This window comes from Candidatus Nanopelagicales bacterium (assembly GCA_041393815.1).
Classification (GTDB): domain Bacteria; phylum Actinomycetota; class Actinomycetes; order S36-B12; family JAWKJK01; genus JAWKJK01.
In genome coordinates, this window is the sequence record JAWKJK010000002.1 from 694,683 (window position 1) to 720,801 (window position 26,119).

The following is a 26,119-nucleotide window of genomic DNA, read 5'->3' on the forward strand; positions in this document are numbered from 1 at the left end:
GGTGTCCCCCGGCCCCGCAGCAGGGGCCGGGGGACACCCGCAAGACGGCCGTTCGGGGTGGAGGCGACGATGCACGTCGGGGTCCTGGAGCTCGACCTGCTGCTCGGCGACGTGCACTCGCTGAAGGGCAAGCGCGGCGTCGTCCGGCCGATCGTGTCCGAGCTGCGCCGCAGGTTCGAGGTCGCGGCCGCGGAGGCGGGGCACCGGGACCTGCACCGCCGGGCCCTGGTCGGGGTCGCGGTCGTGTCTGCCGACGCGGCGCACTGCCGGGATGTGCTGGACGCGTGCGAGCGGTGGGTGGCCGAGCTGCCGGAGGTCGAGCTGCTGTCGGCCCGGCGCCGTTGGCTGGGCGACGGCGACGACGGGGACGGGGACGACGGGGACGGCGATGAGGTGCTGGCGCCGACGGGCGCCGGCACGAGCGAGAAAGCAGGATGACGCTGTGAGCAACGACGGGCGGGCGCGCCGGCTGGGCGACCGGATCAAGGTCATCGTCGCCGAGATGCTGGAGCGGCGGGTGAAGGACCCGCGGCTGGGGTTCGTCACGGTCACCGACGCCAGGGTCACCGCGGACCTGAGGGACGCGACGGTGTTCTACACCGTGCTCGGCGACGAGGACGCGCAGCGGGACACCGCCGCGGCGCTGGAGTCGGCCAAGGGCGTCATCCGCTCCGAGGTGGGCCGCCAGACCGGGGTCCGCTTCACTCCCACCCTGACGTTCGTGCCGGACGCGGTTCCCGAGAACGCCCGGCACATCGAGGAGCTGCTGGCCGCCGCGGCCCGCTCCGACGCCGAGGTCACCGAGCGCGCGGTGGGAGCGTCGTACGCCGGCGGCGAGAACCCGTACCGCACCGCCGACGAGACCGACGAGGCCGACGAGACCGACGACACCGGCGAGGCCCAGTCCGCTGACACCGCCGAGACCGGCCCGCTCGGATGACCGAGCCCACCGGCGCACCCGCGACCACGGTGCTGCGCGACGACTCCGACGGCATCGTCGACGCGGTGCGTGGCGCCCGGGACGTGGTGCTGCTCGCCCACGTCGGCCCGGACGCGGACGCGCTCGGCTCGGCCCTGGCACTGGGCCTGGCCCTGCCGGCACGGGCCGTGCGGGTCCAGGTCTCGTTCGGGGACGACCCGTTCGCGTTGCCCGAGTCGCTGGGGTTCCTGCCCGGCCTGGACCTGCTGGTCCCTCCCGCCGAGCTGCTCGAGGCCGTCGACGCCGGCTGGCGGCCGGACCTGCTGGTGGTCCTGGACTCCTCGAGCACCGACCGGGCCGGCGTGCTCACCCCGCTGCTGGACGCGGCTCCCGTCACCGCGGTGCTGGACCACCACGTCTCCTACACCGGCTTCGGCGACCTCGCCTGGGTCGACGTCGCTTCGCCGTCGACGACCGCGCTCGTCCTGGCCTTGCTGGACCGGCTCGGTCTGGCGCTGGACGCCGACGTCGCGACCTGCCTGTACGCCGGGCTGGTCACCGACACCGGCGGCTTCCGCTTCCCGAACACCTCCCCGGACACCCACCGGATGGCCGCGCGGCTGCTGGAGCAGGGCATCCAGCACGAGGAGATCAGCCGGCGGCTGTACGACGACGTGCCGATCGCGGCGCTGCGGCTGATGGCCGAGGCGGTGCTGCGGGCCGAGGTGCACGACCACGTCGCGCCGTGCGGGACGCCGGGTCCGCGCCTGGTCACCACCACGGTGTCGGCCGAGGACCGGGCCCGCCACGGCCTGCCCCTCGACGTCGCCGAGCGGATCGTCGAGGCGCTGCGGGCCGCCCGGGAGGCCGAGGTCACGGCGGTCCTGAAGCAGGAGGACGGCGGCGCGTGGCGGGTCTCGCTGCGCAGCTCCGGCGGCATCGACGTGGGGGCGCTGGCCTCCCGGCACGACGGCGGCGGCCATCGCTTCGCCGCGGGCTGGACGTCCTGGGCTCCCCCGGAGGAGATCGTCGCGCTGTTGCGGACGGCGCTGCACGCCCACGTCGACTCGCCCCCGCCGGGCGCCCCCGCGTGACCCGGTCCGGCCCCCCGGGACCGGACGGGCTGGTGGTCGTCGACAAGCCCGCCGGCATGACGTCGCACGACGTCGTGGCCCGGATGCGTCGGATCGCCGGCACCCGCAAGGTCGGCCACGCCGGGACCCTGGACCCGATGGCTACCGGGGTCCTGCTGCTCGGCCTGGGCCGCGCCACCCGGCTGCTGGGCCACCTGGCGCTGACGGTCAAGGAGTACGACGCCACGATCCGGCTGGGCGTCGCCACCGTCACCGACGACGCCGAGGGGGAGCCGACCGCGGTCCGCTCGGCCAGCGAGGTCGACGAGGAGGCGGTGCGGGCCGGCGTCGCGGCCCTGACCGGCGACCTCCTGCAGCGCCCGAGCGCGGTGTCCGCGGTCAAGGTCGACGGGCGGCGGTCCTACGCCCGGGTCCGGGCCGGGGAGGACGTCGAGCTCCCTGCCCGCCCGGTCACGGTCGAGGCGTTCGACGTCCTCGCGTTGCGCCCCGCCGGCCACGACGGCTCGCCGGTCCTGGACGTGGACGTCCGCGTGCGCTGCTCGTCGGGCACCTACGTACGCGCCCTCGCCCGCGACCTCGGCGCCGCCCTGGGCGTCGGCGGCCACCTCACCGCGTTGCGCCGCACCCGGGTCGGGCCGTTCACGCTGGCCGACGCGCAGGGGCTGGAGGAGCTCGCCGAGCGACTGCGGCCGCTGACCCTCGAGCAGGTGGCGCGCCGCGCCCTCGCGTGCCTCGACGTCGACGCGACGACGGCCGACGCCGTCCGGCACGGCGGCCGGCTGCCGTGGCCGGCGGGGGCACCCGACCGCGGCCCGGTCGCCCTGCTCGGCCCCGACGGGATGCTGCTGGCCCTGGCCGAGCCGCGCGACGGGGCCGTCGGCTACCTGGCCGTGCTCGCGTGACCGCGCTCTGGCAGGCTCGCCCGCTGTGACCGGCTCGCCCCGACCCGCGCCCGCGCTGTGGCGCGCCCCCGCCGAGGTCCCCGCGGACCTCGCCGGCGCCGTGGTGAGCATCGGCGTCTTCGACGGGGTGCACCGCGGCCACCGGGCCCTGCTGGCCCTGGCCCGGGACCGGGCCGACGCCCGACGGCTCCCCCTGGTGGTCGTCACGTTCGACCCGCACCCGCTGGAGGTCGTCCGCCCCGGCACCCACCCGACCCTGCTGACCACCCCCAGCCACCGGGTCCAGCTGCTCGGGGAGGCAGGAGCCGACGCGGTGTTCCTGCAGGAGTTCACCCTGCCGCTGTCCCGGGAGACGCCGGCCGAGTTCGTCGACGGGCTGCTGGCCGGGGTGCTCCGCGCCCGGGAGGTCGTGGTGGGGGAGAACTTCCGCTTCGGCCACCGCGCCGCCGGCGACGTCGAGACGCTGGCCGAGCTCGGCGGGGCGGCCGGCTTCGACGTGGAGGCCGTGCGGCTGGCCGGCGACGGGGACGAGGCCTGGTCGTCGACGTACATCCGCGGGCTGGTCGCGGCCGGCGACGTCGCCGACGCGGCCCTCGCGCTGGGCCGCCCGCACCGGGTCGAGGGCGAGGTGGTCCACGGCGACCACCGCGGCCGAGCCCTGGGCTACCCCACCGCGAACCTGGCCCTGACCGGGCACGCCGCCGTCCCCGCGGACGGCGTCTACGCCGGCCGGCTGGTCCGGGACCCGTACGGCCCCGCCGCGCAGCCGCTGCCCGCGGCGGTGTCGATCGGCACCAACCCGCAGTTCGACGGCCAGGAGCGCCGCGTCGAGGCCTACGTCCTGGACCGCGACGACCTCGACCTGTACGGCGAGCACGTGGCCGTCGACCTGGTCGAGCGCATCCGCGGCCAGCTGCGGTTCCCCCGGGTCGTGGACCTGGTGGCCCGGATGGCGGTGGATGTGGGCGAGGCGCGACGTCTGCTGGGGCCGTGACCCGGGCGCCCCGGCCGGTCGACCCGCTGGTCGGCACCGAGGCCTGGTTCATCCGGCGCGGCCTGCCGTCGTTCGTGCGCGCCTACGACTCCGACCGGGACGTGTGGACCCGCACCCTGCCCTTCCTGTGGGCCACCTTCGGGCTGTACCTGCTGCTCCCGGTCCTGGCCGCCTCCGACGTGCTCGGCGCCGTGCTGGCCGCCGGCCTCGTCGTCGCCCTGGCGCTGGGCTACGTCGCGGTGAACCTGCGCCGCGGCCGTCGGCCGCTGGCGAGACCGGACCGCGTCGGCCCGCTCGTCCTGACCGCGTACGTCGCACTCCCCGCGCTGGTGCTGGTGCCTGCGTCGCGGGACTGGGCCGACGTCGTCGTCGCCCTGGTGTGGTCCGGGCTGACGCTCGCGCTGGCCTGGGTCGTCACTCGCCTCGGGGTGCTGCCTCTGCTCGGGTGGGCGGTGCGCTGGACGTTCCGGCAGGCCGGAGACCTGTACCGGCTGGCCACCCGCGCGCTGCCGCTGCTGCTCCTGGTCGTCACGTTCCTGTTCGTCAACACCGAGGTGTGGCAGGTCGCCGGCTCGATGTCGGCCGCCGTGCTGTGGGCGTCGCTGGCGGTGTTCGCCGCACTCGGGGTGCTGTTCATCGCCGGCCGGGTGCCGGAGGAGGTCCGCGGCATCGAGGCCTCCACGGACGAGGCGGCGGTGGTCCGCGCCTGCGACGGCACTCCGTTGGAGGGCCACACCGCCGGCCTGCCCGGGCTGGACCTGCCGGTCCCGCTGCAGCGGACCCAGGAGGCGAACCTGCGGATCGTCGTGGTGGTCTCCCAGCTGGTCCAGGTCGCGCTGTTCGCGGTCGTGGTGTGGGCGTTCTTCGTCGGCTTCGGCGCGCTGGCCGTCTCGGTCCCGGTGCAGCAGGCCTGGCTGGGGGACCTGGCACCGGTGGACGTGCTGTGGTCCTGGGGCCCCGACCACGGCGTCACCCGCGAGCTGTTGCGCGTGGCCACCTTCCTCGGCGGGTTCGCCGGCTTCTACGTCACCGTGTACGCCGCCACCGACCCGACCTATCGCGACCACTTCTTCCGCGGCATCGGCGACTCGCTGGCGCGGTCGCTGGCGGTCCGCCGGGTCTACCTGGCACTGGCCGGCGGGGCCGACCGTCGCGATTCGGTCCCGCCCGGCCCGCACTGATACCCTCGCTGCCGACGGCCGTGGGGCGGGCGCCCCGCGGTTCGCGACTGTTCACGCCCCTGCGACCCCGCGGGGCCCTGATGCGCCCGAGAGGAACACATGTCGCTCGACACTGCCACCAAGCAGCAGATCATCGCCGAGTACGCCACCGCCGAGGGTGACACCGGCAGCCCGGAGGTCCAGATCGCGCTGCTGACGCGCCGGATCTCCGACCTGACCGAGCACCTGAAGGAGCACAAGCACGACCACCACTCGCGTCGTGGTCTGCTGATCCTGGTCGGCCAGCGGCGCCGCCTGCTGCAGTACCTCGCCAAGACCGACATCACCCGCTACCGGTCGCTCATCGAGCGCCTCGGCCTGCGGCGGTAGTCGGCACCCGGTCAGCACCACCCAGCACGACCCGGGGCGAGGCCCTCGCCCCGGCCGAGGCACCGGGCGAACGCCCGCACCGGCGACCGCCATGGGGTCGGTCCTCGGTAGTGGCCCCCGGGTCCGCCGCGCGGCGGAGCCCGAGGACCTCGATCGAAGACCGGCACCCAGCACCACCGCCGCCCGCGGACGCGCTCGCCCCCTGCACCGAACAGGAGGGCACCCGTGGAGGGGTCCGAGATCACCACGTCCGAGGCCGTCATCGACAACGGCTCGTACGGCACCCGCACCATCCGCTTCGAGACCGGCGGCCTGGCCCGCCAGGCGGCCGGCTCCGTCGTCGCGTACCTCGACGACGACACCATGCTGCTGTCGGCCACGACCGCGTCGAAGCATCCCAAGGACCAGCTCGACTTCTTCCCGCTGACGGTGGACGTCGAGGAGCGGATGTACGCCATCGGCCGGATCCCCGGCTCGTTCTTCCGCCGAGAGGGCCGGCCCAGCGAGGACGCGATCCTCACCTGCCGGCTGATCGACCGCCCGCTGCGCCCGTCCTTCGTCAAGGGCCTGCGCAACGAGATTCAGGTCGTCGTCACGGTCATGTCGCTCAACCCCGACGACCTGTACGACGTCGTCGCCATCAACGCCGCGTCCGCATCGACCCAGCTCGCCGGGCTGCCCTTCAGCGGCCCCATCGGCGGCGTTCGGGTCGCGCTCATCGGCAGCCAGTGGGTGGCGTTCCCCACCCACACCCAGCTCGAGGAGGCCGTGTTCGACATGGTCGTCGCGGGCCGGATCGTCGGTGACGACGTCGCGATCATGATGGTCGAGGCCGAGGCCACCACCGCCACCGTGGAGCTCGTCCGCGGCGGGGCGACCGCCCCCACCGAGGAGGTCGTCGCCCAGGGCCTGGAGGCCGCCAAGCCGTTCATCCGCGCGTTGTGCGAGGCCCAGCAGCGGCTCGCCGACGTCGCGGCCAAGGAGACCCGGGAGTACCCGCTCTACCTCGACTACGACCAGGACGTCTACGACGCGGTCGCGGGCGCCGTCTCCGACGAGCTCGCCGCCGCGCTCACCATCGCCGGCAAGCAGGAGCGCGAGGCCGAGCTGGACCGGGTCAAGGACCTGGCCGCGGAGCGGCTCGCCGGGCAGTTCGAGGGCCGGGAGAAGATGGTCGGCGCCGCGCTGCGCGCCCTGACCAAGAAGCTGGTCCGCCAGCGCGTCCTGCGCGACAAGGTGCGCATCGACGGCCGCGGCCTGACCGACATCCGCACGCTCACCGCCGAGGTCGACGTGGTCCCGCGGGCGCACGGGTCGGCCCTGTTCGAGCGCGGGGAGACGCAGATCCTCGGCGTCACCACGCTGAACATGCTGCGCATGGAGCAGATGCTCGACACGCTCTCGCCGGAGACGCGCAAGCGCTACATGCACAACTACAACTTCCCGCCGTACTCCACCGGCGAGACCGGCCGCGTGGGCTCGCCCAAGCGGCGTGAGATCGGCCACGGCGCGCTCGCCGAGCGCGCCCTGCTGCCGGTGCTGCCCACTAAGGACGAGTTCCCGTACGCCATCCGGCAGGTGTCGGAGGCGCTGGGCTCCAACGGGTCCACCTCGATGGGCTCGGTGTGCGCGTCGACCATGTCGCTGCTCAACGCGGGTGTTCCGCTGAAGTCCCCGGTCGCGGGCATCGCGATGGGCCTGATCTCCGACGACGTCGACGGGCAGATGGAGTACGTCGCGCTCACCGACATCCTCGGCGCCGAGGACGCGTACGGCGACATGGACTTCAAGGTCGCCGGCACCCGTGACTTCGTCACCGCGCTGCAGCTGGACACCAAGCTCGACGGCATCCCCGCGTCGGTCCTGGCCGGGGCCCTGACCCAGGCCAAGGACGCGCGGCTGACCATCCTGGACGTCATGCAGGAGGCGATCGACGCCCCCGACGAGATGTCGCAGTTCGCGCCGCGGATCATCACGGTGCACATCCCGGTGGACAAGATCGGCGAGGTGATCGGGCCCAAGGGCAAGATCATCAACCAGATCCAGGAGGACACCGGCGCCGAGATCACCATCCAGGACGACGGCACGATCTACATCGGCGCCACCAACGGCGCGGCGGCCGAGGCGGCCCGGGACACGATCAACCAGATCGCCAACCCGACGATGCCGGCGGTCGGCGAGCGCTACCTCGGCACGGTCGTGAAGATCGCCTCGTTCGGTGCGTTCGTGTCGCTGGTGCCCGGCAAGGACGGCCTGCTGCACATCTCCGAGGTCAAGAAGCTGGTGCCCGGCAAGAAGCGCATCGACTCCGTCGAGGACGTGCTCAAGGTGGGCCAGAAGCTGCAGGTGGAGATCAAGGAGGTCGACTCCCGCGGCAAGCTGTCGCTCATCCCGGTGCTCGAGGAGACCGAGGCCGAGCCGGTGCCCGCCGGCGACGCAGCCGAGTGACGCGCCGCCGAGTGACGCGCGGCTGAGGTGCCGATGGCTCGTTCCTCCGCCGGGGGCCTGCTCCCGGCACGCGAGCAGACGCCCGGGACCACCCGCACGCTGCTGAAGGGGACCGACGGCGGGATCGTCCGCCGCACGGTCCTCCCCGGCGGCCTGCGGGTGGTCACCGAGCAGATCCCGGGCGTGCGCTCCGCGGCGTTCGGGATCTGGGTGGGCGTCGGCTCCCGCGACGAGACCCCGGCTCAGACGGGCTCCGCGCACTACCTGGAGCACCTGCTGTTCAAGGGGACCCAGCGTCGTACGGCGATGGACATCTCCGCGTCGCTGGAAGCGGTCGGCGGGGAGATGAACGCCTTCACCACGAAGGAGTACACCTGCTTCTACGCGCGGGTGCTGGGCGAGGACCTGCCGCTGGCGGTCGACGTGGTGTCCGACATGGTCACCGACTCGCTGATCCTGCCCTCCGACGTGGAGAGCGAGCGTGGCGTGATCCTGGAGGAGATCGCCATGCACGACGACGACCCCACCGACCTCGTCCACGACGAGTTCACCCAGGTGCTGTTCGGGGACACCCCGCTGGGACGGTCGATCCTCGGCACCGAGGACTCCATCCGCGGCATCGGGCGCGGGGCCATCGACCGGTTCTACCGCCGGCGTTACCGCCCCGAGTCGGTGGTCGTGTCGGCGGCCGGCCGGGTCGAGCACACCGCCGTGGTCCGGGAGGTGCGGGCGGCGTTCGGCACCGTCGGCTGGCTGGACGGCGACGGCGTCCCGGACCTGCCCCGGCGCGGCCGGGTCCGGCGGCCGTCCGCGGGGGGCACGGTGCGCGTGGTGTCGCGCCCGACCGAGCAGGCCAACGTCGTCCTCGGCGTCCCGGGGATCGTGCGCACCGACGAGCGGCGCTACGTGCTCGGCGTGCTCAACTCCGCCCTCGGTGGCGGGATGTCCAGCCGGCTGTTCCAGGAGGTCCGGGAGAAGCGCGGGCTGGCCTACTCGGTCTACTCCTTCGCGACCCAGTACGCCGACGCCGGCGTGGTCGGCGTCTACGCCGGCTGCCAGCCGCAGAAGGTGGACGAGGTCCTCTCGCTGTGCCGGGAGGAGCTGGTCAAGCTGGTCGACCACGGCATCACCGACGACGAGCTGCGCCGGGGCAAGGGGCAGCTGCGCGGGTCGCTGGTCCTCGGGCAGGAGGACACCGGGGCGCGGATGAGCCGGATCGCCAAGGCCGAGCTGATGTACGACGAGCTGCCGTCCGTCGACGAGGTGCTGCGTCGCATCGACGCGGTCACCCCGGAGGAGGTCCGGATCCTGGCGGCCGAGCTGCTGGACCGCCCGCCGGCGCTGGCGGTGATCGGGCCGTTCGACCCCGACCGCGACTTCGCGGCGTCGGTCGCCTGAGCGGCCGCGCCGGACGACAACGGAACCCCGTACGACACAGGAGGGTGGCCGGTATGGCGGAGACGCACGGCGGAGGCATCCGGGTCGGGGTGGTCGGCTCGCTGGGCCGCATGGGCGCCGAGGTGTGCCGGGCGGTCGAGGCCGTCGACGGCATGCACCTGGTGGCCACGTTGGACGCCGGTGATCCGCTGGAGGAGCTCACCCGCGCCCGCGCCGAGGTGGTCGTCGACTTCACCACCCCCGACGCCGTCATGGGCACCCTGCGGTTCCTGGTCGAGCACGGCATCCACGCCGTCGTGGGGACCACGGGGTTCGACGACGACCGGCTGGCGCAGGTGCGCGGCTGGCTGGCGGACCACCCGGACGTGGGGGTGCTCGTCGCCCCGAACTTCGGCATCGGCGCGGTGCTGATGATGCGCTTCGCGCGCGAGGCCGCCCCGTACTTCGACTCCGTCGAGATCGTCGAGCTGCACCACCCCGGCAAGGTCGACGCCCCGAGTGGCACCGCGCGGCGCACCGCCGAGCTGGTGGCCGAGGCCCGTCGCGCCGCGGGCGTCCCCGAGTCCCCGGACGCGACCGCGCAGGCGCTGGACGGGGCCCGGGGGGCCGACGTGGACGGCATCCGGGTGCATGCGGTACGGCTGCGCGGGCTGGTCGCCCACCAGGAGGTGCTGCTCGGCGGGCTGGGCGAGACGCTCACGCTGCGGCACGACTCGTTCGACCGGGTGTCGTTCATGCCCGGGGTGCTGCTGGGCGTGCGCTCGGTGGCGTCGCGCCCCGGGCTGACCGTGGGCATCGACGCGCTGCTGGACCTGGACGGCTCGTCCGCCGACCCGTCGTCGTGAGCCCGCGCCGCCGATGACCGCGCGCCGTGTCGCGTACCTGCTGGTCGGGCTGGTCACCGTCTACCTGGTGTTCGCCGGGGTGCGCGGGTGGGAGCTGATCCGCAGCGGCGAGCCGGTGGCGGTCGGGATGGGCCTTGCGGTGCTGGTGCTGCCGGTCATCGGCGCCTGGCTGGTCTGGCGGGAGGTCGCGTTCGGCCTGGGCATGCAGCAGATGGGCCGGCGGCTGGAGGAGGAGGGCGGCCTGCCCGAGGACGACCTGCCGCGGATGCCGTCGGGGCGGGTGGAGCGGGACGCGGCCGACGCGCGCTTCGCCGAGCGGCGGGCCGAGGTCGACGCGACGCCGGAGGACTGGCGGGCGTGGTACCGGTTGTCGATCGCGTACGACGACGCCCGCGACCGGCGCCGGGCCCGGGGGGCGATGCGGCACGCGCTCGCGCTGTTCCGGGCGGAGGGGTCGACCTCCTAGCGCGGCCCGCCGGTGTCGCCCTGGATCTCCTGGCGCCACCGCCGCAAGCGCGAGGACGCCATGTCGAACGCCTCCGGCCGGCCCCACAGGTCCGGCGACACGCTGGTCAGGTCGGTGCGCACCACCGCCCCGTCGTCGAGGACGAGGTCCACCCGCACCGCCTGGACGTGGAACGGCAACCCGAGGAACCGGGCCCGGCCCGGCCCGCGGTAGATCTCCAGGACGTGCTCCCACGGCACGAGCACCGCCGTGAACGTCCGGGTGATGCGGACGCCGGCGTCGTTGACGTACGTCCCCACGACCCAGGCGCGCATCACCAGCCAGATGACGGCGACGGCGATGCTGGCGGTGAGCAGCGCGGCGAACACCCGTGATCCGGTGTCGGGCTGGAACGCCGACGCGAACACCCCGAGCAGCGCCGTGACGACGACGAGCAGGGTGAAGGGGATCAGGAACGCCAGTCGCCACGGGCCCTGCCGGGTCACGCGGACCCAGCGGGTCTGCACCACGTCCCCGTCCAGCGGGCGGTGGGGGTCGGGGCGCGGCCACAGGAACCAGAAGATCGGCCGCCGCGGCTCCTGCGTCATGCCGCCCATCCCAGCGCACGCAGCACCGCCGCGGCCACCGCGGCCACCAGGACCACCGCGAGGAACGGCGCGCGCAGCAGCAGCGCCACGGCCGCGGCGGCCAGGCCCGCCAGCCGCGCGTCGATCACCAGTGCCTGGCCGGAGGCGAACGTCTGCACGGCCACCAGCGCGCCGAGCAGCGCCAGCGGGAGCAGCCCGGCGATGCGGCGCACGGCCGGGCGGTCCAGGACGCGGTCGGGGACGGACAGGCCGAGCAGCTTGAGCAGGTAGCAGCCGACCGACCCGGCCAGGACGGCGAACCAGGTCATGGCGCCTCCCGCGAGGCCCGGCCGGTGGGCGCCTCGTCGGGGCGGAGGTCGCGGAGCGTCCGGCCGCCGCGCAGCCCGGCGAGCACGGCGACGGCGGCCGCCGCGAGCACCGGCAGGCCCGGGCGCAGCACCGGGGTCAGCGCGAGGGCGACGGCCGCGCCTGCGAGGGCGACCGCCCACGCCTGCCGGCTGCGCAGCTGCGGCCAGAGCAGGGCCAGGAACCCGGCCGGGATCGCCGCGTCGAGGCCGAGGGTCCGTGGGTCGCCGAGGGCCGCCGCCCCCAGGGCCCCGACCAGGGTGGCGAGGTTCCACAGCAGGTAGATGCTCAGCCCGGTCGACCAGAAGGCCAGCCGGGCGGCCCGGCCGTCGTACGCCCGCTCGTCCTGGCCCAGCGCCATCGCGGTGGACTCGTCGATCGTCATGTGCGCGGCGACCGGCCGGCGCCAGCCGCGGGCCTGCAGCAGCGGCGACAGCCGCAGGCCGTAGAGGGTGTTGCGGGCGCCCAGCATCCAGGCGGTGAGGACCGCCGGGATGGCGCCGCCCCCGGAGCCGAGCACCCCGATCAGGGCGAACTGCGAGGCCCCGGTGAACATCACCGCCGACAGGGTCTGGGTCTGCAGGGGTGACAGGCCGCTGGCGACGGACAAGGCGCCGAACGAGACGCCGTAGGCACCGGTGGCCAGCCCGATGCCCACGGCCGTCCGCACGATCGGGCCGCGGACCCCGACCCAGGGGCGCGCGCCCTCGGGCGCCGCCGTCGGGTCCGTGGTCACGACGGGCGACGCTACCCAACCCCCCGGTTCAGGGGTGCCGGCCGGTCACGGCGGCGGCGATCTCCTCGGCCCGGGGGGTGGCGGCCGCGAGGTCGGCCGGGACGAGCGACACTCGGGTCCGCCGCTCCAGCAGGTCGGCGACGTCGAGCGCCCCCTCGCGCAGCAGTCCGTGCACCAGCTCCACGCCGAGGACGGGCACGCCCGGAGCCAGCGGCGCCAGCAGCGCCGGGTCGGCGTCGGCGTACGAGGAGACCAGGGCGGCCTCGGACCCGTACCGGCGCACCAGTCGCGCGGGCAGCCGGTCGGCGTCCGCCACCGGACCGGCTCCGACCAGCGGCTGGCCGGTGGTGCGGCACGGGACGTCGGTGATCAGGTCCACCACGTCCTGGGCCATCCGCCGGTACGTCGTCAGCTTGCCGCCGGTGACGGTGACCAGCCCGGGCGACTCGCGCCGCACCAGGTGCCGGCGGGAGATGTCGGCGGTGCCCTCGTGCTCCTGCCCGTGCTCGGGCTCGACCAGCGGCCGCAGCCCGGCGAAGGCGCCGACCACGTGGTCCGGGGTCAGCGGGCGCGCCAGCGCGGTGGACAGCACGTCCAGGATCCAGCCGACCTCCTCCGCCGAGGGCTCGGGCACGTCGGGCAGGGGGCCCTCCTGCGGCACGTCGGTCAGCCCGACCAGCACCGGGCCGTCCGGCTGCGGCAGGGTGAAGACGTACCGGCCGAACTCGCCCGGCACGGGGACGGTGAGCGACGCGGTGGGGTTGCCCAGGACCTCAGGGCGCAGGACGACGTGGGTGCCGCGGGAGGGGCGGATCCGCACCGCAGGGTCCAGGCCGCCGGCCCACACGCCGGTCGCGTTGACCACGACCCGGGACCGGATCTGGTACGGGGCGCCCGGCTCGGCGCTGTCCTCCACCAGCGCGCCGCCGTCGCCGACCGACAGCGCGCGGGTGCGCGTCAGCACCCGCGCGCCGAACGCGGCCGCGGTGCGGGCCACCGCGACCACCAGCCGGGCGTCGTCCTCGAGCTGCCCGTCGTAGTTCAGCGCGGCCCCGGTCAGCCGTCCCGTGTCGACGGTGGGGGACAGGGCGATCGCCTCGTCGGCCCCGATCCGCCGGGCGTGGGGGAGCGCACCGTGCACCGTGCGGGCGCCCACCTTCAGCGCGTCCCCGGCGAGGAAGCCGACCCGGGTGAGCAGTGCCTGCGAGCGCGGGGTGTCCGCGAACACCGGGACCACCTGCGGCAGCGCGCGGATCAGGTGCGGTGCGATGGTCCCGATCAGGTGCGCGCGTTCCTCCGCGCTCTCCCAGGCCACGCCGACGTCGCCCTTGGCCAGGTAGCGCAGGCCGCCGTGCACCAGCTTGCTGGACCATCGGGAGGTGCCGAAGGCCAGGTCGTGCGCCTCGACCAGGGCTACGGACAGCCCCCGGGTGGCCGCGTCCAGCGCCACCCCGGCCCCGGTGATGCCGCCGCCGACCACGAGCACGTCGACCGGATCACGTCGCACCGCGTCCCGGTCGAGCCTCCGTCGTTCGGGGGACAGGTCGGCGAGGGGGTCGCCGGGCGGCACGTACGGGGCGCGACCGGACGGCGAGGTCCACGCGGTCTCGGCGTTCATCGGGACTCCTCGGCGGAGGTGGGGGCGGGGGCGAGGTAGCGGTCGACCAGCACCCGCAGCTGGTCGGTGGCGCGGGGGTCGGCGGCGTTGACCACACGGCCGGAGAACACGAACGACTGGGCGGCGACGACCAGGGTGAGCGCCATCAGGTCGGCGTCGCCTCCCCGGACCGACCTGTCCCCACCGTGGCGGGACATGCCCTGGCGCAGCAGCGCGGCCAGGTGATCCCGGGCGAGTCGTTGCGACGACCCGAACCGGTCCACCACCAGCGGCAGCAGGGTCTCGGGGTCCACGTCGAGCACGCGGGTCAGTAGCGGGTGCGCCTGCAGCGCGGCCACGACCGAGACGACGGCGGTGGCCGCACGGTCCCGGGCGGTCCGGCGGCGGGCCACCCGGCGCTCGACCTCCGCGACGATGGCCCCGAGCTGCTCGGTCAGCAATGCGGACAGCAGCCGATCCAGGTCGTCGTACCGCCGGTAGACGGTCATCCGGGACACCGAGGCGCGCCGGGCCACCTCGGCCAGGGTCGTGCGCCGCATGCCCAGGTCGAGGACGGCGTCGTACGCCGCCCGCAGGACCGGGTCGTCCGGCGGGGCCACGGCGACCGCGGCCGGCCGGCCGCGGTCGGCGCCCGAGTGCGTCGAAGGCCTGTGACGTTGAGACGTCATATGTCACACTGTAACGGTGACTGACAGCGCCGTGCACCCCCCGACGTCCCCCACGCCCGAGCCGCCGAGCGCAGACCTGGAGGCGACGTTCGCCCGGTGGGGGCGACCGCCGGAGCCGGTGGACCTCACGCCCGCGGCCCGGGAGTTCCTCGCGTCCGAGGTGGGCGTCGCGGCGCCCACCCCGCCGACACCGGTGACGCAGGTCGAGCCGCCGCCCTCCCGGCTGCCCGAGGACGTGCGGAGCGACCTGGTGGCGGTGCTGGGATCGGACCACGTCCGCACGGACCGGGTGGCCCGGCTCGCCCACACGGGCGGGCTGTCGTACGTGGACCTGGTCCGGCGGCGGCGCGGCGACGTCTCCGACGCGCCCGACGCGGTCCTGCTGCCCGCCTCGCACGACGAGGTCGAGGCGCTGCTCGCGGTGTGCGTGCGGCACGGCGTCGCGGTGGTGCCCTTCGGCGGGGGGACGTCGGTGGTGGGTGGGGTGCGGCCGGTGGCGGACGGCTTCGGCGCCGTGGTGTCGGTGGCCTTCGACCGGATGGCCGCGCTGCTCGAGGTGGACGAGGAGTCGCTGCTGGCCACCGTCGGCCCGGGCATCACCGGGCCGACGCTGGAGCGGCTGCTCGCCGCGCGCGGACTGACGCTGGGGCACCTCCCGCAGTCATGGGAGCGGGCGACGATCGGCGGCTACGTCGCGACCCGGTCCGCCGGGCAGGCGTCCAGCGGCTACGGCCGCAGTGACGAGATGGTGGAGTCGCTGCGCGTGGCCACGCCCGCCGGGTCGCTGCACCTCGGCCGGGCTCCGTCCAGCGCGGCCGGTCCGGACCTGCGCCAGCTGTTCGTCGGCGGCGAGGGCGTGCTCGGGATCATCACCGAGGTCACCCTGCGGGTCCGGCACCTCCCCGCCTACAGCCGCTACGAGGGCGTGATGTTCCCCTCGTACGCCGCGGGCATCGCCGCGTTCCGGGCGCTGCTGCAGGCCGGGCTGCGCGCCGACGTGATGCGTCTGTCCGACGAGGAGGAGACCGCGGCGACACTGATGATGTCGGGGCCCAGCGGGCGGACCGGGCAGGCCTTCGGGGCGTACCTCAAGGCCCGCAAGGTCGAGCACGGAAGCCTGGTCATCCTCGGCTGGGAGGGTCTGTCGGCGCGGGCCGTCGGTGCACGGCGCACGCCGGCGTGGGCCCTCCTGCGGCAGCACGGCGCGGTGCCGCTCGGCCGGCGGGTGGGGGAGTCGTGGCGGCACGGCCGGTTCTCCGGGCCGTTCCTCCGGGACCGGCTGATGGATGACGGCTACCTGGTGGAGACATTGGAGACGGCCACCACCTGGAACCGGCTGCTGCCGCTGCACGAGACCGTGCTGACGACCCTGAAGGGGGCCCTGCGTTCCGCGGACGGCGGTCCGGGTCCGTACGTCATGTCGCACGTGTCGCACGTGTATGAGACCGGCGCCTCTCTGTACGTCACGGTCCTGGCGCGGGCGGACGCCGCGGACCCCGCGGAGCAGTGGCGGGCGGCGAAGCGGGCCGTGGGGGACGCCATCGCCGGCTCCGGCGCCACGATCACCCACCACCACGCGGTCGGCCTCGACCACGAGCCGTGGATGCGCGCCGAGGTCGGGGACCTCGGCCTGGACGTGCTGCGGGCGGTGAAGGCCACCGTGGACCCGACCGGCATCCTCAACCCGGGCAAGCTCATCCCACCTCGGGACTGAGCCCCGACACCCGTCCGTACCCCCGCCCCCCGGCTTTGTGGTGCCGGGAGACGCTGGCGGAAGGGGTGCGCGATGCGGCGGGTACGTGGGGACCGGGCCGATCGGCGACACCGGGCACTCGCGCTCGGGGTGGTGATGGCGCTGCTGGTGGCGGTCGTCCCGGCGCTGGCCGGCCTCGGCGCGGCCCAGGCGTACCCCGCGCCCGTGATGCCGGGCGACCAGGGCTGGGCGGTCAGCCTGGGGGACTCGTACATCTCCGGGGAGGGCGGTCGCTGGGCGGGCGACATCGACACCTGGGCGCCGACCTCGCTGGTCGACCGGCTCGGCCCGACCGCGTACTACGACAACCCCACGGACACCGCCGAGCTGATCCCCGGCTGCCACCGCTCGAAGTCCGCGGAGATCCACTTCGGCAACCTGCTGTCCAAGAACCTGGCGTGCTCCGGCGCCGAGCTGACGTCCCAGATCTGGAAGGGCGAGTACAAGCCCGGCATCGATTTCGTGAACCTCGGCAACGGCGTGGTCGGCCAGGCGCAGATGCTGCAGGACTTCGCCGCCGCGCACCCTTCCACCAGCGCGACGCCGATCCGGCTGGTGGCGCTGAGCATCGGGGGCAACGACTTCGGCTTCGGTGACCTCGTGGCCACCTGCGTCGAGGACTTCCTGGAGTCCACGATCTTCAAGCGCTTCTACTGCAAGGACGACTTCTCCACGACCGACCTGAACCAGCGGGCGACGACGGTGGCGACCAACGTCCCGATCGCGATCGCCAACATCCGGACCGCGATGTCCAACGCGGGCTACCTGCCGTCGCAGTGGACGCTCGTCGTCCAGAACTACCCGTCCCCGCTGCCCGAGGGTGGCACCGGCGACCACCAGTTCCGCTACGGACAGTCCGGCTACACCCGGTTCACGACCGGCGGCTGCCCGTTCTGGGACGTCGACGCGACCTGGGCCAACCAGGAGGTCCTCACCCGCGTCAACGGCGCCGTCGCCACCGGCATCCAGACGGCGCGCGACAGCGGGGTGAGCAACATGCTGACGCTGGACCTGTCCGGTGCCCTGTACGGCAACCGGCTGTGCGAGCGCAACGACGCGACCAACGTGCAGCAGGTGCAGAACCTGCCCAAGCCGTCCAGCGCCCCGTACCCCACCAACGACGTGCTGTTCTCCCGCGCCGAGTACGTGCAGGCGGTCTACACCGGTGTCAACCCGCTGCGCCCGTTCATGAAGCAGGAGTCGATGCACCCGTCGTACCTGGCGCAGATGGGCCTGCGCAGCTGCCTGCGGCAGGTGTGGGAGAACGACAGCAGCGGCCGCTGCGTCCCAGGCGCCCGGACCGGGCTGCCGGTCAGCGGCGCGGAGCCCCCGATGCTGCTGCTCGACACCAGGCCCCGCCCGGTCACATCGGTGCGGACCACTGCGCGCGACCGGTCCGTCCGGGTCGCCTGGACCCCGGATCCCGAGGGTGCGGCCGCGTCGTCGTACGGCATGTCGGTGTGTCCCCAGCCCGGAGGGGACTGCGTGACCCAGGACGTGGCCGCCCCGAGCACGCAGACCGTGGTGAGCGGACTCACCAACGGCACCACGTACGCGGTGACGGTGGCCGCGACGAACCAGGACGGAACCAGCAAGCCGACGTCCGGCCCCGACGTGACCCCGCGGATCGACCCTCCCGGCACCCCACGACAGGTGTCGGCTGCCGGCGGCGTCACCGACCTGCGGGTGTCGTGGCTGCGACCCACGGACGGCGGCCCCGTGACCACGTACACGGTGGCGCTGTACGCGTCGTCCGGTGCTACCACGCCGATCCGGACCCCGACGGTGGTGCCGGAGACGACGACCGAGTACGACGTGGTCGAGGGGTCGCTCACCGCGGGCACCGAGTACTGGGTCGAGGTGACGGCGGTCAACGCGACCGGGTCCGCGGTCGCTCCTCGCGTGCAGGCGAGCACGCTGCCAGTCGGCGCTCGCGCGCCGCGCTACGTGTCCGCCGCCCCTCGCGACCAGGCAGCGACGGTCAGCTGGGTGCAGCCGAGCTCGGATACGGACTTGATCCGCTTCGACGTTGTCCGCTCCGGTGGTGCCGGTCCAGACGTGACGACCCCGGTCGCTCCTCAAGCCGGTTCAGAGTATGAGTACGAACTGTCCTACGGACCGCCGGATGATCCGCTGTTCAACGGGACGGAGTACACGATCACGGTGCACGCGGTGTACTCGAGCGACCCACCTGACGTGTGGGCGGAGACCACGGTGACGCCCCGGGTCGACCCGCCGGGGACGCCGGACCTTGTCGCGGCACATCCCGGCGACGGCGCGCTCAGCGTCTCCTGGCGCAAGCCCGACGACGGGGGCGCGGTGGCGTCCTACCGGGTCGACGTGTTCGAGCCGCCAGCCGCGGCCACGGTGCTGCGCTCCGAGGCCGTGACCGTCAGTGATCCGGCCCAGGCCGACTACCTGATCGGCGTCCCCGGCCTGGCGAACGGCACGGCGTACGGGATCGAGGTCACGGCGGTCAACGCCACCGACGAGCAGTCCGCACCGCGCGTCACCGGGACGCCGGACGTGGACGCGCCCGCCGATCCGGTCGACGTCGTGGTGGTGTCCGGGAACCAGCAGGCGTGGGTCGGCTGGGACGCCGCGCCCACCGGGGGAGCGGTGCGGGAGTTCCGGGTCGTCGGCTACGACGAGGCGGTCGGGACGATGACCGAGTTCGCGTCCGTCCCGGGCCCGCTGCAGCGCGCGCGCAGCCCGCGCGTCGGGGGCGCGTACGGCGTCACCGTCACCGGCCTGGCCAACGGCCACGTGTACGACGTCGTTGTGGTGGCGGAGAACGACGCCGGCGCGGCGGTGTCGGAGTGGCACGAGATGACACCGCGCGAGCCTGCCCCCGGTCCGGTCCCGGTGCCGACCCCCACCGCCAGCCCGAGTCCGACCGAGACGCCGACTCCGCCGCCCCCGGGTCCGTCGGTGACCGTGGTGAGCCCCACCGACGGCTCCGCCATCTCCTCCGGCGCGTGGTTCGGCGTGTCGGCCCGGACCGGCGGCGTCCCGCCGGGCGCGACGGCGTACGTGACGATCGACGGGATCGCGGTGGCCGCGACCACCGTGACGGCCGAGGGCTCCGCCCGGTTCGAGAAGGTGCCGGCACGCACTGGCGGCTACGCGGTGCGGATCGGTCCGGCGCCGGCGACCGTGGTGTCCGCGGGCTGGGCGATGGATGTCCGGCCGTTCGCAATCACGGGTCATCGGGACCTCGGGTCGACGGTGCGCTTCACGGTGGCGACCGGGAACTTCAGCCCCGGCACCGCCGTACGGCTGACCCGCGACGGCCGCACCACCGCGATCGGCCGGGTGCCGACCTCCGGATCCAGCCTCGGCATCACGGTGCCGGACGCCCGCGGGACCTACCAGGTGAAGGTGGACTCCCGCCAGGGCTGGGTGTACGGCCTCCCTGCCGGCGTGACCCGCCTCCCCTGACCGCGCGCCCCTTCGTGTGGTGCCGGTTGCGTGCGCTGTGGCGCACGCAACCGGCACCACAACGCGGGGGCGCCCCTGATCAGTCGTCGCGTCAGCCGTCGTCGCGGAGGGAGCGCGCGACGCCCTGGGCCTCGACGATGCGGATGTCCGGGTCGAGGGCCGCGGCCACCGACGGCTCGCCGCCCACCGCCCCCGGCCGCGGCGGGTCGTCCAGGCCCCGCAGGGCCGGCAGCGCCGCGCCCACCAGGCACACGGCGAGCAGCCCCACGGACAGCACCAGGAACGCCGTCCGCGCGCCCATCGCCTCGACCATCGGCCCCGCGAGCAGGTAGCCGACCGGTCCGGCGGCGTACCCGGCGCTGCTCATCGCCCCCACGACCCGGCCGCGCAGCGGGTTCGGGGTGCGCTCCTGCATCGCGATGTTCGTGATCGGGTTGACCGGGCCGAAGAACAATCCGGTGGCGAAGCCGAGGGCGACCATCGCCGGGTACGGCGGCAGCAGGGCCAGCGCCACCAGCGGCAGCGACGTCCCGATCAGGGCCACCGAGAACGCGGTGCGCCGCTTGAGGCGACGCGCCACGGCGCCGTAGCCCAGCGCACCGACCACACCGCCGGCGCTCATCGCGGTGATGAGCAGGCCGAGCCGTCCCGGCGCCTCCTGCTCGGTGAAGTACACCGGCAGCAGTACGCCCTCCACCGGCAGCCACAGCCCGATGAGTAGCGCCGACAGGATCGCCACGGTACGCAGCACCCGGTCCCGCCACAGGAAGGCGAACCCCTCCCGGGTCGAGCGCCAGAACCCCCGTGGCCGCTCGTGCGCCGCCGGCCGCCCGCCCCCGGGGATCCGCACCACCGCGATCAGCAGTGCCGACACGGCGAAGGCAGCCGCCGTGGCCCAGAACGTCGCGATCACTCCGATCGACGCGATGAGGACTCCGCCGATGCCGGGACCGAGCAGGTACGCCAGCCCGTACGCGCCCTCGTGGATCGCGTTGGCGCGCTCGAGCGGCACCCGGCCGTGCGCGGCGGCCTCGGGCAGCATCGACTCGCGGGCGGTGAAGCCCGGGGCGTCGAACAGTGCGCCGAGGAGGGCCACGACCAGCAGCAGCCCGAAGTCCAGCCCCGTGGTGGCTGCCAGCACCGGCACCAGGATCACGCTCAGCATGGACAGCAGGTCCGCGAGCACGCTCATCGGCCGCCGGCCGACGATGTCGACCAGCGTGCCGGACACCAGCAGCGACAGCAGCAGCGGCAGCGCGGCCACCGCCGCGATCGTTGCCGCCGCGGTCGCATCCCCGGTCTCCTGCAGCACCAACCAGGGGAACGCCACCATCGTGATCCCGTTGGCCGTGCCCGAGAGCACCGTCGACGCCTCGACGGCGGTGTACGGGACCAGCCGCCGCAGTCGGCCGCCGCCGGTGCCCGTCATCGCGCGACCCCGCGCAGCAGCAGGTCGGTGAGGTGGCGCGCGGCCCGCGCCGGGGCGACGCGGCCCTCGTGGATCCCGTCGGCCACGCCCCACAGGGCGCCGACGAACGCGTCCACCACCACCTCGGTGGGCACGTCCGGGCGCAGGTCGCCGTCACGCTTGCCGCGGTCCACCAGCTCGGACAGGGACTCGGCGACCGTCCACCAGGCGTCCCGCATCTCCGGCAGGTCCCAGACCTCGGGCCCGGCGTCGAGGAAGCGCATCTCGTCCGCGATCGGCAGCACCGCCTCGGCGACCGCCTGCAGGGCCTGCGGCGCCGGCCGGTCCGGGGGAGCCGCGGCGTCGATCGCGCTGCGGACCCGGCCCAGGGCGTCCAGGGCCAGCGTCCGCAGCAGGTCCTCCCGGGTGGGGAAGGCCCGGTGCAGGGTCGTGCGACCCACACCCGCCGCGGCCGCGATCTCGCCCAGCGTCGCGGCCGGGTCCTTCGCCAGCACCCGCGCGGCGGTCTCGAGCAGCACGGCCCTGCGGTCAGTCATGTACGGATCGGAACATGGATGTTCCACGCTGGTCAAGCGGGATACCGACCCAATGCAATCGATTGCGGCGCAGGCTGCCGCTGGCCTAGGGTCGGGAGCAGTCGCCGCTGTGGGAGGTGCCATGTCCTTCGTCGTGCGCTCCGCCGACCTCGTCCCCCGGACCGTGGCCGAGGGTGTGATCGGCCGCTGGGTGATCGCCCCGGACGGCCTGCCCGACGGCCGCCTTTCGGTGGACCTGCTCACGCTCGATACCAGTGCGACGCTCGACCTCGCGGCCGGACCGGACGAGCTGCTGTGGTTCCAGGTCCTGGCCGGCGGGCTGGTGCGGGACGACGGGACAACAGTCGGCCCGGACCACATGAGCATGCTGGCCCGCGGCGCCTCCGCCACGCTGACCGCGGCCGAGCCGACCGAGCTCTTCGTCGCCCGCGTCCCGCCGGCGGCCGCGTACGACCCGTCCATCCCCGCCGGGGCGGCGTCGTTCCGGGACTGGACCACCGAGCCGGTGATGGCCTCCGAGCACGATGCCCGCAGCCGGATCTACCTGGCCAGCAAGGGGTTGTGGGGGACCGACGCGGTGGCGGGGGAGCTCATCGTCTACCCGCCGGACTGCGCCGGCGCAGCACACCACCACGAGGGCGCGGAGCACTTCCAATACGTGCTGTCCGGCTCCGGCACCGCGGTGCTCGAGGGCGAAGAAGCGCCGCTCGCCGCCGGAGACCTGCTCTACAACCTGGAGAACGAGATCCACTGGTTCCGCACCGGCGACGAGGAGATGCGCTTCGTGGAGTTCTTCGTTCCCGGTCGCAACCGCACCGTCTGGGTGCCCGGCGTCAACGCCTGTGGCTGGAAGCCGACCGGGCTGGACAGCCGGGGTCGGGAGCCCGCGCGCGAGCTGGCCTACCACCTGCACGGCCAGGGCGACGTCTGATGGCGCGGGTCGGCTTCGTCGGCCTGGGGGACATGGGCCGGGTGATCGTGCCCCGGCTGCTGGCCGCCGGGCACGACGTCGTCGGCTGGAACCGCACCCCCGGCCGCGAGGGTCCGCTGGTCGAGCAGGGCATGACGGTCGCCGCGTCGGCCGCGGAGGCGGCGGACGGCGCGAGCGCCGTGTTCTCGATCGTGACCGACGCGGCCGCCGTGCGATCGGTCGCGCTCGGTCCGGACGGGATCCTCGCCGGCCTCGGCCCGGACGGGGTCTACCTGGACATGTCCACGATCTCCCCGGCGGCGAGCCGTGCCGTGGCGGGCGAGTTCACCGCGGCCGGTCGGGCCATGCTCGACGCCCCGCTGTCGGGCAGCCCGGTCACGGTCGTGCAGGGCAAGGCCTCGGTCATGGTCGGCGGCGACCGGGCCGCGTACGACCGGGTCCGCGACATCCTGCTGGCGATCGGCCCGAAGGTCTCGTACGTGGGCGGGCAGGGCCTTGCGGTGCAGACGAAGCTGTCCATCAACCTCCTGCTGATGGTGGAGGTCATCGCGTTCGGCGAGGCGGTCGCGCTGGCGGAGAAGGGCGGCGTCGACCGGGAGGTTGCGGTCTCCGCGATCCTCGACAGCGTGGCGGCGTCCCCGGTGCTCGGCTACCGCGGGCCGTTCGTGCTCGAGGGCAACATGCCCGAGAAGCCGCTGGCCGATGTCACGTTGCAGCAGAAGGACATGACGCTGGTGCTGGAGCAGGGCCGGACGCTGGGCATGCCCCTGCCGCTGGCCTCGTCGGCCAACGAGATGATGAACGCCTGCCGCGGGTTCGGCATCGACCACAACGACTTCGTCGTCGCCCACGAGGCCTACCGGCGGATGGGCGGTCTGAGCCGGTGAGGCCGGAGCCGGGGTCCTCGCTGGACCGGTTCGTCACCAACCTCGCCGACGTCCCGAAGGTGGCCGGGCTCAAGCGCGAGGAGGGCTGGGTCGACATGCAGGTCCAGTTCCTCATCGACAAGGCGACGGCGGGTACGTCGGACCTGCTGGTCGGCTGGACCGTGCTCCCGCCCGGCGCGATGCACGACCGTCACCGGCACGTCCACGCCGACGAGTTCTGGGTCGTCATCGAGGGCTCGGGTGTCATGTACACCGACGACGGCGAGGCACCCGCGCGGCAGGGTGACGTGGTGTTCACGCCGCGCGGTCGGTGGCACGGGTTCCGCAACACCGGTGACGTCGACGCCGTGCTGGTCTGGGGCTGGAGCGGGGCCGGGTCGCTGGAGGACGCGGGGTACGAGGCCGACGTCACCGGCGGATCCGGCGGATCGGGCGGATCCGGCGCGGCGGCGGGCGGGTCGCCGGATGGCTGAGGTCCCCGCCGACCCGCGCCGGGAGCGCGGGATGCGGGCCCAGTCCGAGTTCCTGCGAACACGCCTTGCCGACGGCGCCCGGCAGGTCGGGTGGAAGGCGGGGTTCGGCTCGCCGCAGGGGCTCGCGGCCCTCGGCCTGACCGCCCCGCTGGTCGGGTTCCTCCTCGACACCGGCGCCCGGTCGTCCGGCGCCACGATCGACACCTCGAGGTGGACGAAGCCGGTCATCGAGGCAGAGGTCGCCGCGGTCCTGGCGGTCGACGTGCCGGGGGACGTGGCGCCGTCCGGCGTCGGCGCGTACGTCGCCGGGCTGGTGCCCGCCCTCGAGGTGGCCGACGTGGACCTGCCGCCGGAGGACCCCGAGGCGATCCTGGCCGGCGACATCTTCCAGCGCGCGTTCGTCGTGGGGGAGCAGCCAGGCTCAGGTCCGGTCTCCGGTGGGCTGGACTGCACCGGCTGGGTCGGCCGGGTGACCGTGGGCGACGAGCCCGAGGTCGAGGTCGTCGACCTCGCCGCGCTGACCGGTCGGTTCGAGGACGTGCTGGCGCAGGTGGCCCGGGACGCGGCGGCGTACGGCCGTGGCCTGCTGGCCGGCGACGTGGTGCTGCTCGGCTCGATCGTGCCGCCGGTGCCGGTCCGGCCCGGGGACGCCGTGCGCTATCGCCTCGCCGACCACCCGGAGTTGGCCCTCGCGTTCGCCTGACGGCCCCGTGAGATCGTGCCGAGATCAGCCCAGCAGACGTTCCCGGTAGGCGTCGTACGCCGGCTTGCCCATGGTGTTCCACGCCTCGACGGCGGGCGGGGGCATCGCGGACAGCATCCCGTCGACGACCTCCTGCGGGGCGCCGTCCAGCATCGAGCCGAGCACGATCATGATCCGGTCGGGGGAGATCTGAGCGCGGCTGTGGTCTCCCATCGCCGCCCACTCCGAGACGTTCATCGTCTCCTGCGCGAGGGGGAGGACGTCGCGCTCCTCTTCCGCCAGGTGCGCGTTCAGGACGTCCAACAGGTCGCCCAGCGCGGCGGTGAGCGCGGACGCGGTCTCGGCGTCAGCGCCGGCCCGCCAGGCGGTGGCGGCCTCCCGCGCGGCCTCGAGCCGGGCTTCCAGGTCGTGGTGCTGCCCCTGCATCCGCTCCACCAGGTCACCCGCCTGGGGTGCCCGCTCGGCCAGGACCGGCCACAGCAGCAGGTCCTCGCCCTGGTGGTGTACCTGCAGCAGGTCGTGCATCAGGTCGAAGTGGTCCGCGACCACGGCCACCCGGTCCGCCGCGCCGCCTGGGACCCCGGCCACCAGTCCGGGCAGCTCGGCGAAGTTGCGCCGGATGGTCTCGTGCACCACCAGCATGTCGTCGGTGTTGGGTCGTTCGTGAACCGCGCTCGTCATGACCCCTCCTCGATCGGTCCCACGTAGGCGGCGAGCCAGTCGACCATCGGCCGGGCCGCCCGCCACATGTCCCGGACCCTCGTCGCTGCCGCCTTGGTTCCCATCCACGCCGCCGGCTCCCAGGTGTGGCTGGCCACCAGCGAGCGGTGCCGCAGCAGTTCGATTCGCGGGTGGTCCGGGTCCACGCCGCGCGGCCGGGTCTTCATCACGTCCCCCGACACCTCGAACCCCTTGCGCCGCAACGTCTCCACGGCGGCCTCAAGCTCACCGCCCTGCGACCCGTCCACCGCCTCCCGGTAGCGGTGCACCTGCGCTCCGCCGGGGGCGTACCACCCGGCCGCGGCCATCAGCCCGTGCCCGGACAGTTGGACGTAGTAGCCGACGGCGTCCTGGACGGCGACGAAAGCGCCCTGGTGGTCCTTGTACGGGCTCTTGTCCTTGCTGAACCGGACGTCCCGGTAGGGGCGGAACAGCTTCGCGGGGCCGAACTCGTCGGCGAGCGTCGCTGTCAGCGCCTCCAGGGGCTCCCGCACGTGCTGGACGTAGTCGTCCTTGTGCGCCTCCCAGAACGACTTCGTCGGGTCCGCCGTCAGGGCGTCGTAGAAATCGAACGCCTCCGCGGGGATGCCGGTGAACCGCGGTGTCCCTCTGTCCGCCACGCGCCGATCCTGCCGCTGTGCCGCCGCCGGCACCAGCCCCTTGCGCCGTCCCGGTC

At 74.3% G+C, this 26,119-nt stretch carries 26 protein-coding genes; 17 read left to right on the plus strand and 9 right to left on the minus strand.

Going from position 1 to position 26,119, the window contains the following annotated elements; genetic code table 11:
* Window positions 1-69: 69 nt before the first annotated feature.
* The 11 genes from R2737_08690 (at window position 70) to R2737_08740 (ending at window position 10,616) form a co-directional block, all read left to right on the plus strand.
* Window positions 70-438, plus strand: a complete 369-nt coding sequence (locus R2737_08690; protein MEZ5116332.1) for a DUF503 domain-containing protein — start codon at window positions 70-72, stop codon at window positions 436-438.
* A gap of 4 nt (window positions 439-442) precedes the next feature.
* The gene (rbfA, locus tag R2737_08695; GenBank protein MEZ5116333.1) at window positions 443-940 is read left to right on the plus strand and encodes a 30S ribosome-binding factor RbfA; all 498 of its coding nucleotides are present in this window, start codon (window positions 443-445) and stop codon (window positions 938-940) included.
* Window positions 937-2,013, plus strand: coding sequence for a bifunctional oligoribonuclease/PAP phosphatase NrnA (locus R2737_08700; GenBank protein ID MEZ5116334.1), 1,077 nt, complete (start codon window positions 937-939; stop codon window positions 2,011-2,013). Before rbfA ends, R2737_08700 begins: the two co-directional genes overlap by 4 nt.
* Window positions 2,010-2,915: a tRNA pseudouridine(55) synthase TruB gene (gene truB / locus R2737_08705; protein MEZ5116335.1), complete on the plus strand. Its 906-nt coding sequence runs from the start codon at window positions 2,010-2,012 to the stop codon at window positions 2,913-2,915. Before R2737_08700 ends, truB begins: the two co-directional genes overlap by 4 nt.
* A 25-nt stretch (window positions 2,916-2,940) precedes the next feature.
* Window positions 2,941-3,909 (plus strand): bifunctional riboflavin kinase/FAD synthetase, encoded by a 969-nt coding sequence (locus R2737_08710; protein ID MEZ5116336.1) that lies wholly within the window; start codon window positions 2,941-2,943, stop codon window positions 3,907-3,909.
* Window positions 3,906-5,090 (plus strand): hypothetical protein, encoded by a 1,185-nt coding sequence (locus tag R2737_08715; GenBank protein ID MEZ5116337.1) that lies wholly within the window; start codon window positions 3,906-3,908, stop codon window positions 5,088-5,090. The genes R2737_08710 and R2737_08715 overlap by 4 nt, the downstream gene beginning before the upstream one ends.
* Before the next feature lie 99 nt (window positions 5,091-5,189).
* Window positions 5,190-5,459, plus strand: a complete 270-nt coding sequence (gene rpsO, locus R2737_08720) for a 30S ribosomal protein S15 (GenBank protein MEZ5116338.1) — start codon at window positions 5,190-5,192, stop codon at window positions 5,457-5,459.
* A 225-nt stretch (window positions 5,460-5,684) separates the two neighbouring features.
* A complete protein-coding gene (locus tag R2737_08725; GenBank protein MEZ5116339.1) occupies window positions 5,685-7,907 on the plus strand; it encodes a polyribonucleotide nucleotidyltransferase in 2,223 nt (740 codons plus the stop codon).
* A 33-nt stretch (window positions 7,908-7,940) separates the two neighbouring features.
* Complete coding sequence (locus tag R2737_08730; GenBank protein MEZ5116340.1) at window positions 7,941-9,305, plus strand: pitrilysin family protein; 1,365 nt, start codon at window positions 7,941-7,943, stop codon at window positions 9,303-9,305.
* 53 nt (window positions 9,306-9,358) lie between these two features.
* Window positions 9,359-10,150: a 4-hydroxy-tetrahydrodipicolinate reductase gene (gene dapB, locus R2737_08735; protein ID MEZ5116341.1), complete on the plus strand. Its 792-nt coding sequence runs from the start codon at window positions 9,359-9,361 to the stop codon at window positions 10,148-10,150.
* A 13-nt stretch (window positions 10,151-10,163) separates the two neighbouring features.
* Window positions 10,164-10,616: a hypothetical protein gene (locus R2737_08740; protein ID MEZ5116342.1), complete on the plus strand. Its 453-nt coding sequence runs from the start codon at window positions 10,164-10,166 to the stop codon at window positions 10,614-10,616.
* Here R2737_08740 and R2737_08745 read toward each other — a convergent pair.
* Genes R2737_08745 through R2737_08765 form a run of 5 tightly spaced genes read right to left on the minus strand, consistent with a single transcriptional unit; the run spans window position 10,613 to window position 14,570 of the window.
* Window positions 10,613-11,203 (minus strand): hypothetical protein, encoded by a 591-nt coding sequence (locus R2737_08745; protein MEZ5116343.1) that lies wholly within the window; start codon window positions 11,201-11,203, stop codon window positions 10,613-10,615. The genes R2737_08740 and R2737_08745 overlap by 4 nt on opposite strands.
* A complete protein-coding gene (locus tag R2737_08750) occupies window positions 11,200-11,511 on the minus strand; it encodes an AzlD domain-containing protein (protein ID MEZ5116344.1) in 312 nt (103 codons plus the stop codon). The genes R2737_08745 and R2737_08750 overlap by 4 nt, the downstream gene beginning before the upstream one ends.
* Complete coding sequence (locus tag R2737_08755; protein MEZ5116345.1) at window positions 11,508-12,284, minus strand: AzlC family ABC transporter permease; 777 nt, start codon at window positions 12,282-12,284, stop codon at window positions 11,508-11,510. The genes R2737_08750 and R2737_08755 overlap by 4 nt, the downstream gene beginning before the upstream one ends.
* Before the next feature lie 28 nt (window positions 12,285-12,312).
* Window positions 12,313-13,902: a glycerol-3-phosphate dehydrogenase/oxidase gene (locus tag R2737_08760; protein MEZ5116346.1), complete on the minus strand. Its 1,590-nt coding sequence runs from the start codon at window positions 13,900-13,902 to the stop codon at window positions 12,313-12,315.
* Window positions 13,899-14,570: a TetR/AcrR family transcriptional regulator gene (locus R2737_08765; GenBank protein MEZ5116347.1), complete on the minus strand. Its 672-nt coding sequence runs from the start codon at window positions 14,568-14,570 to the stop codon at window positions 13,899-13,901. The genes R2737_08760 and R2737_08765 overlap by 4 nt, the downstream gene beginning before the upstream one ends.
* A gap of 16 nt (window positions 14,571-14,586) precedes the next feature.
* Here R2737_08765 and R2737_08770 point away from each other — a divergent pair, with 16 nt between their 5' ends.
* Window positions 14,587-16,284, plus strand: a complete 1,698-nt coding sequence (locus R2737_08770) for an FAD-binding oxidoreductase (protein MEZ5116348.1) — start codon at window positions 14,587-14,589, stop codon at window positions 16,282-16,284.
* A gap of 72 nt (window positions 16,285-16,356) precedes the next feature.
* Window positions 16,357-19,764: a fibronectin type III domain-containing protein gene (locus R2737_08775; protein ID MEZ5116349.1), complete on the plus strand. Its 3,408-nt coding sequence runs from the start codon at window positions 16,357-16,359 to the stop codon at window positions 19,762-19,764.
* A 91-nt stretch (window positions 19,765-19,855) separates the two neighbouring features.
* Here the strand turns inward: R2737_08775 and R2737_08780 are convergent, their stop codons facing one another.
* The gene (locus R2737_08780) at window positions 19,856-21,193 is read right to left on the minus strand and encodes an MFS transporter (GenBank protein ID MEZ5116350.1); all 1,338 of its coding nucleotides are present in this window, start codon (window positions 21,191-21,193) and stop codon (window positions 19,856-19,858) included.
* Window positions 21,190-21,729, minus strand: a complete 540-nt coding sequence (locus tag R2737_08785) for a TetR/AcrR family transcriptional regulator (protein MEZ5116351.1) — start codon at window positions 21,727-21,729, stop codon at window positions 21,190-21,192. The genes R2737_08780 and R2737_08785 overlap by 4 nt, the downstream gene beginning before the upstream one ends.
* A 121-nt stretch (window positions 21,730-21,850) precedes the next feature.
* Between R2737_08785 and R2737_08790 the strand changes: the two genes are divergently transcribed.
* Genes R2737_08790 through R2737_08805 form a run of 4 tightly spaced genes read left to right on the plus strand, consistent with a single transcriptional unit; the run spans window position 21,851 to window position 24,723 of the window.
* Entirely contained in the window at window positions 21,851-22,660 is an 810-nt protein-coding gene (locus tag R2737_08790; protein MEZ5116352.1) for a cupin domain-containing protein, read from the plus strand.
* Window positions 22,660-23,547, plus strand: a complete 888-nt coding sequence (locus R2737_08795) for an NAD(P)-dependent oxidoreductase (protein MEZ5116353.1) — start codon at window positions 22,660-22,662, stop codon at window positions 23,545-23,547. Before R2737_08790 ends, R2737_08795 begins: the two co-directional genes overlap by 1 nt.
* Window positions 23,544-24,020 carry a cupin domain-containing protein gene (locus R2737_08800; protein ID MEZ5116354.1) on the plus strand — a complete coding sequence of 159 codons (477 nt, stop codon included), beginning with the start codon at window positions 23,544-23,546 and terminating at the stop codon, window positions 24,018-24,020. The genes R2737_08795 and R2737_08800 overlap by 4 nt, the downstream gene beginning before the upstream one ends.
* Window positions 24,013-24,723 carry a fumarylacetoacetate hydrolase family protein gene (locus R2737_08805; GenBank protein MEZ5116355.1) on the plus strand — a complete coding sequence of 237 codons (711 nt, stop codon included), beginning with the start codon at window positions 24,013-24,015 and terminating at the stop codon, window positions 24,721-24,723. The genes R2737_08800 and R2737_08805 overlap by 8 nt, the downstream gene beginning before the upstream one ends.
* Before the next feature lie 24 nt (window positions 24,724-24,747).
* Here R2737_08805 and R2737_08810 read toward each other — a convergent pair whose 3' ends face one another.
* Both R2737_08810 and R2737_08815 read right to left on the minus strand, forming a co-directional pair.
* Window positions 24,748-25,404 (minus strand): hemerythrin domain-containing protein, encoded by a 657-nt coding sequence (locus R2737_08810; GenBank protein MEZ5116356.1) that lies wholly within the window; start codon window positions 25,402-25,404, stop codon window positions 24,748-24,750.
* On the minus strand, window positions 25,401-26,063 hold the full coding sequence (locus R2737_08815) for a DUF2461 domain-containing protein (protein MEZ5116357.1): 663 nt from the start codon (window positions 26,061-26,063) through the stop codon (window positions 25,401-25,403). The genes R2737_08810 and R2737_08815 overlap by 4 nt, the downstream gene beginning before the upstream one ends.
* Between the last annotated feature and the right edge of the window lie 56 nt (window positions 26,064-26,119).

Bases quoted from the DNA above. Each gene is read 5' to 3' on its own strand.
- R2737_08805 (MEZ5116355.1), top strand. From the start codon at position 24,013: ATGGCTGAGGTCCCCGCCGACCCGCGCCGGGAGCGCGGGATGCGGGCC.
- rpsO (MEZ5116338.1), top strand. From the start codon at position 5,190: ATGTCGCTCGACACTGCCACCAAGCAGCAGATCATCGCCGAGTACGCC.
- R2737_08750 (MEZ5116344.1), bottom strand. From the start codon at position 11,511: ATGACCTGGTTCGCCGTCCTGGCCGGGTCGGTCGGCTGCTACCTGCTC.
- R2737_08745 (MEZ5116343.1), bottom strand. From the start codon at position 11,203: ATGACGCAGGAGCCGCGGCGGCCGATCTTCTGGTTCCTGTGGCCGCGC.
- R2737_08765 (MEZ5116347.1), bottom strand. From the start codon at position 14,570: ATGACGTCTCAACGTCACAGGCCTTCGACGCACTCGGGCGCCGACCGC.
- R2737_08690 (MEZ5116332.1), top strand. From the start codon at position 70: ATGCACGTCGGGGTCCTGGAGCTCGACCTGCTGCTCGGCGACGTGCAC.
- R2737_08780 (MEZ5116350.1), bottom strand. From the start codon at position 21,193: ATGACGGGCACCGGCGGCGGCCGACTGCGGCGGCTGGTCCCGTACACC.
- R2737_08740 (MEZ5116342.1), top strand. From the start codon at position 10,164: ATGACCGCGCGCCGTGTCGCGTACCTGCTGGTCGGGCTGGTCACCGTC.
- R2737_08760 (MEZ5116346.1), bottom strand. From the start codon at position 13,902: ATGAACGCCGAGACCGCGTGGACCTCGCCGTCCGGTCGCGCCCCGTAC.
- R2737_08730 (MEZ5116340.1), top strand. From the start codon at position 7,941: ATGGCTCGTTCCTCCGCCGGGGGCCTGCTCCCGGCACGCGAGCAGACG.
- R2737_08795 (MEZ5116353.1), top strand. From the start codon at position 22,660: ATGGCGCGGGTCGGCTTCGTCGGCCTGGGGGACATGGGCCGGGTGATC.
- R2737_08700 (MEZ5116334.1), top strand. From the start codon at position 937: ATGACCGAGCCCACCGGCGCACCCGCGACCACGGTGCTGCGCGACGAC.
- R2737_08790 (MEZ5116352.1), top strand. From the start codon at position 21,851: ATGTCCTTCGTCGTGCGCTCCGCCGACCTCGTCCCCCGGACCGTGGCC.
- R2737_08810 (MEZ5116356.1), bottom strand. From the start codon at position 25,404: ATGACGAGCGCGGTTCACGAACGACCCAACACCGACGACATGCTGGTG.
- R2737_08785 (MEZ5116351.1), bottom strand. From the start codon at position 21,729: ATGACTGACCGCAGGGCCGTGCTGCTCGAGACCGCCGCGCGGGTGCTG.
- R2737_08775 (MEZ5116349.1), top strand. From the start codon at position 16,357: ATGCGGCGGGTACGTGGGGACCGGGCCGATCGGCGACACCGGGCACTC.
- dapB (MEZ5116341.1), top strand. From the start codon at position 9,359: ATGGCGGAGACGCACGGCGGAGGCATCCGGGTCGGGGTGGTCGGCTCG.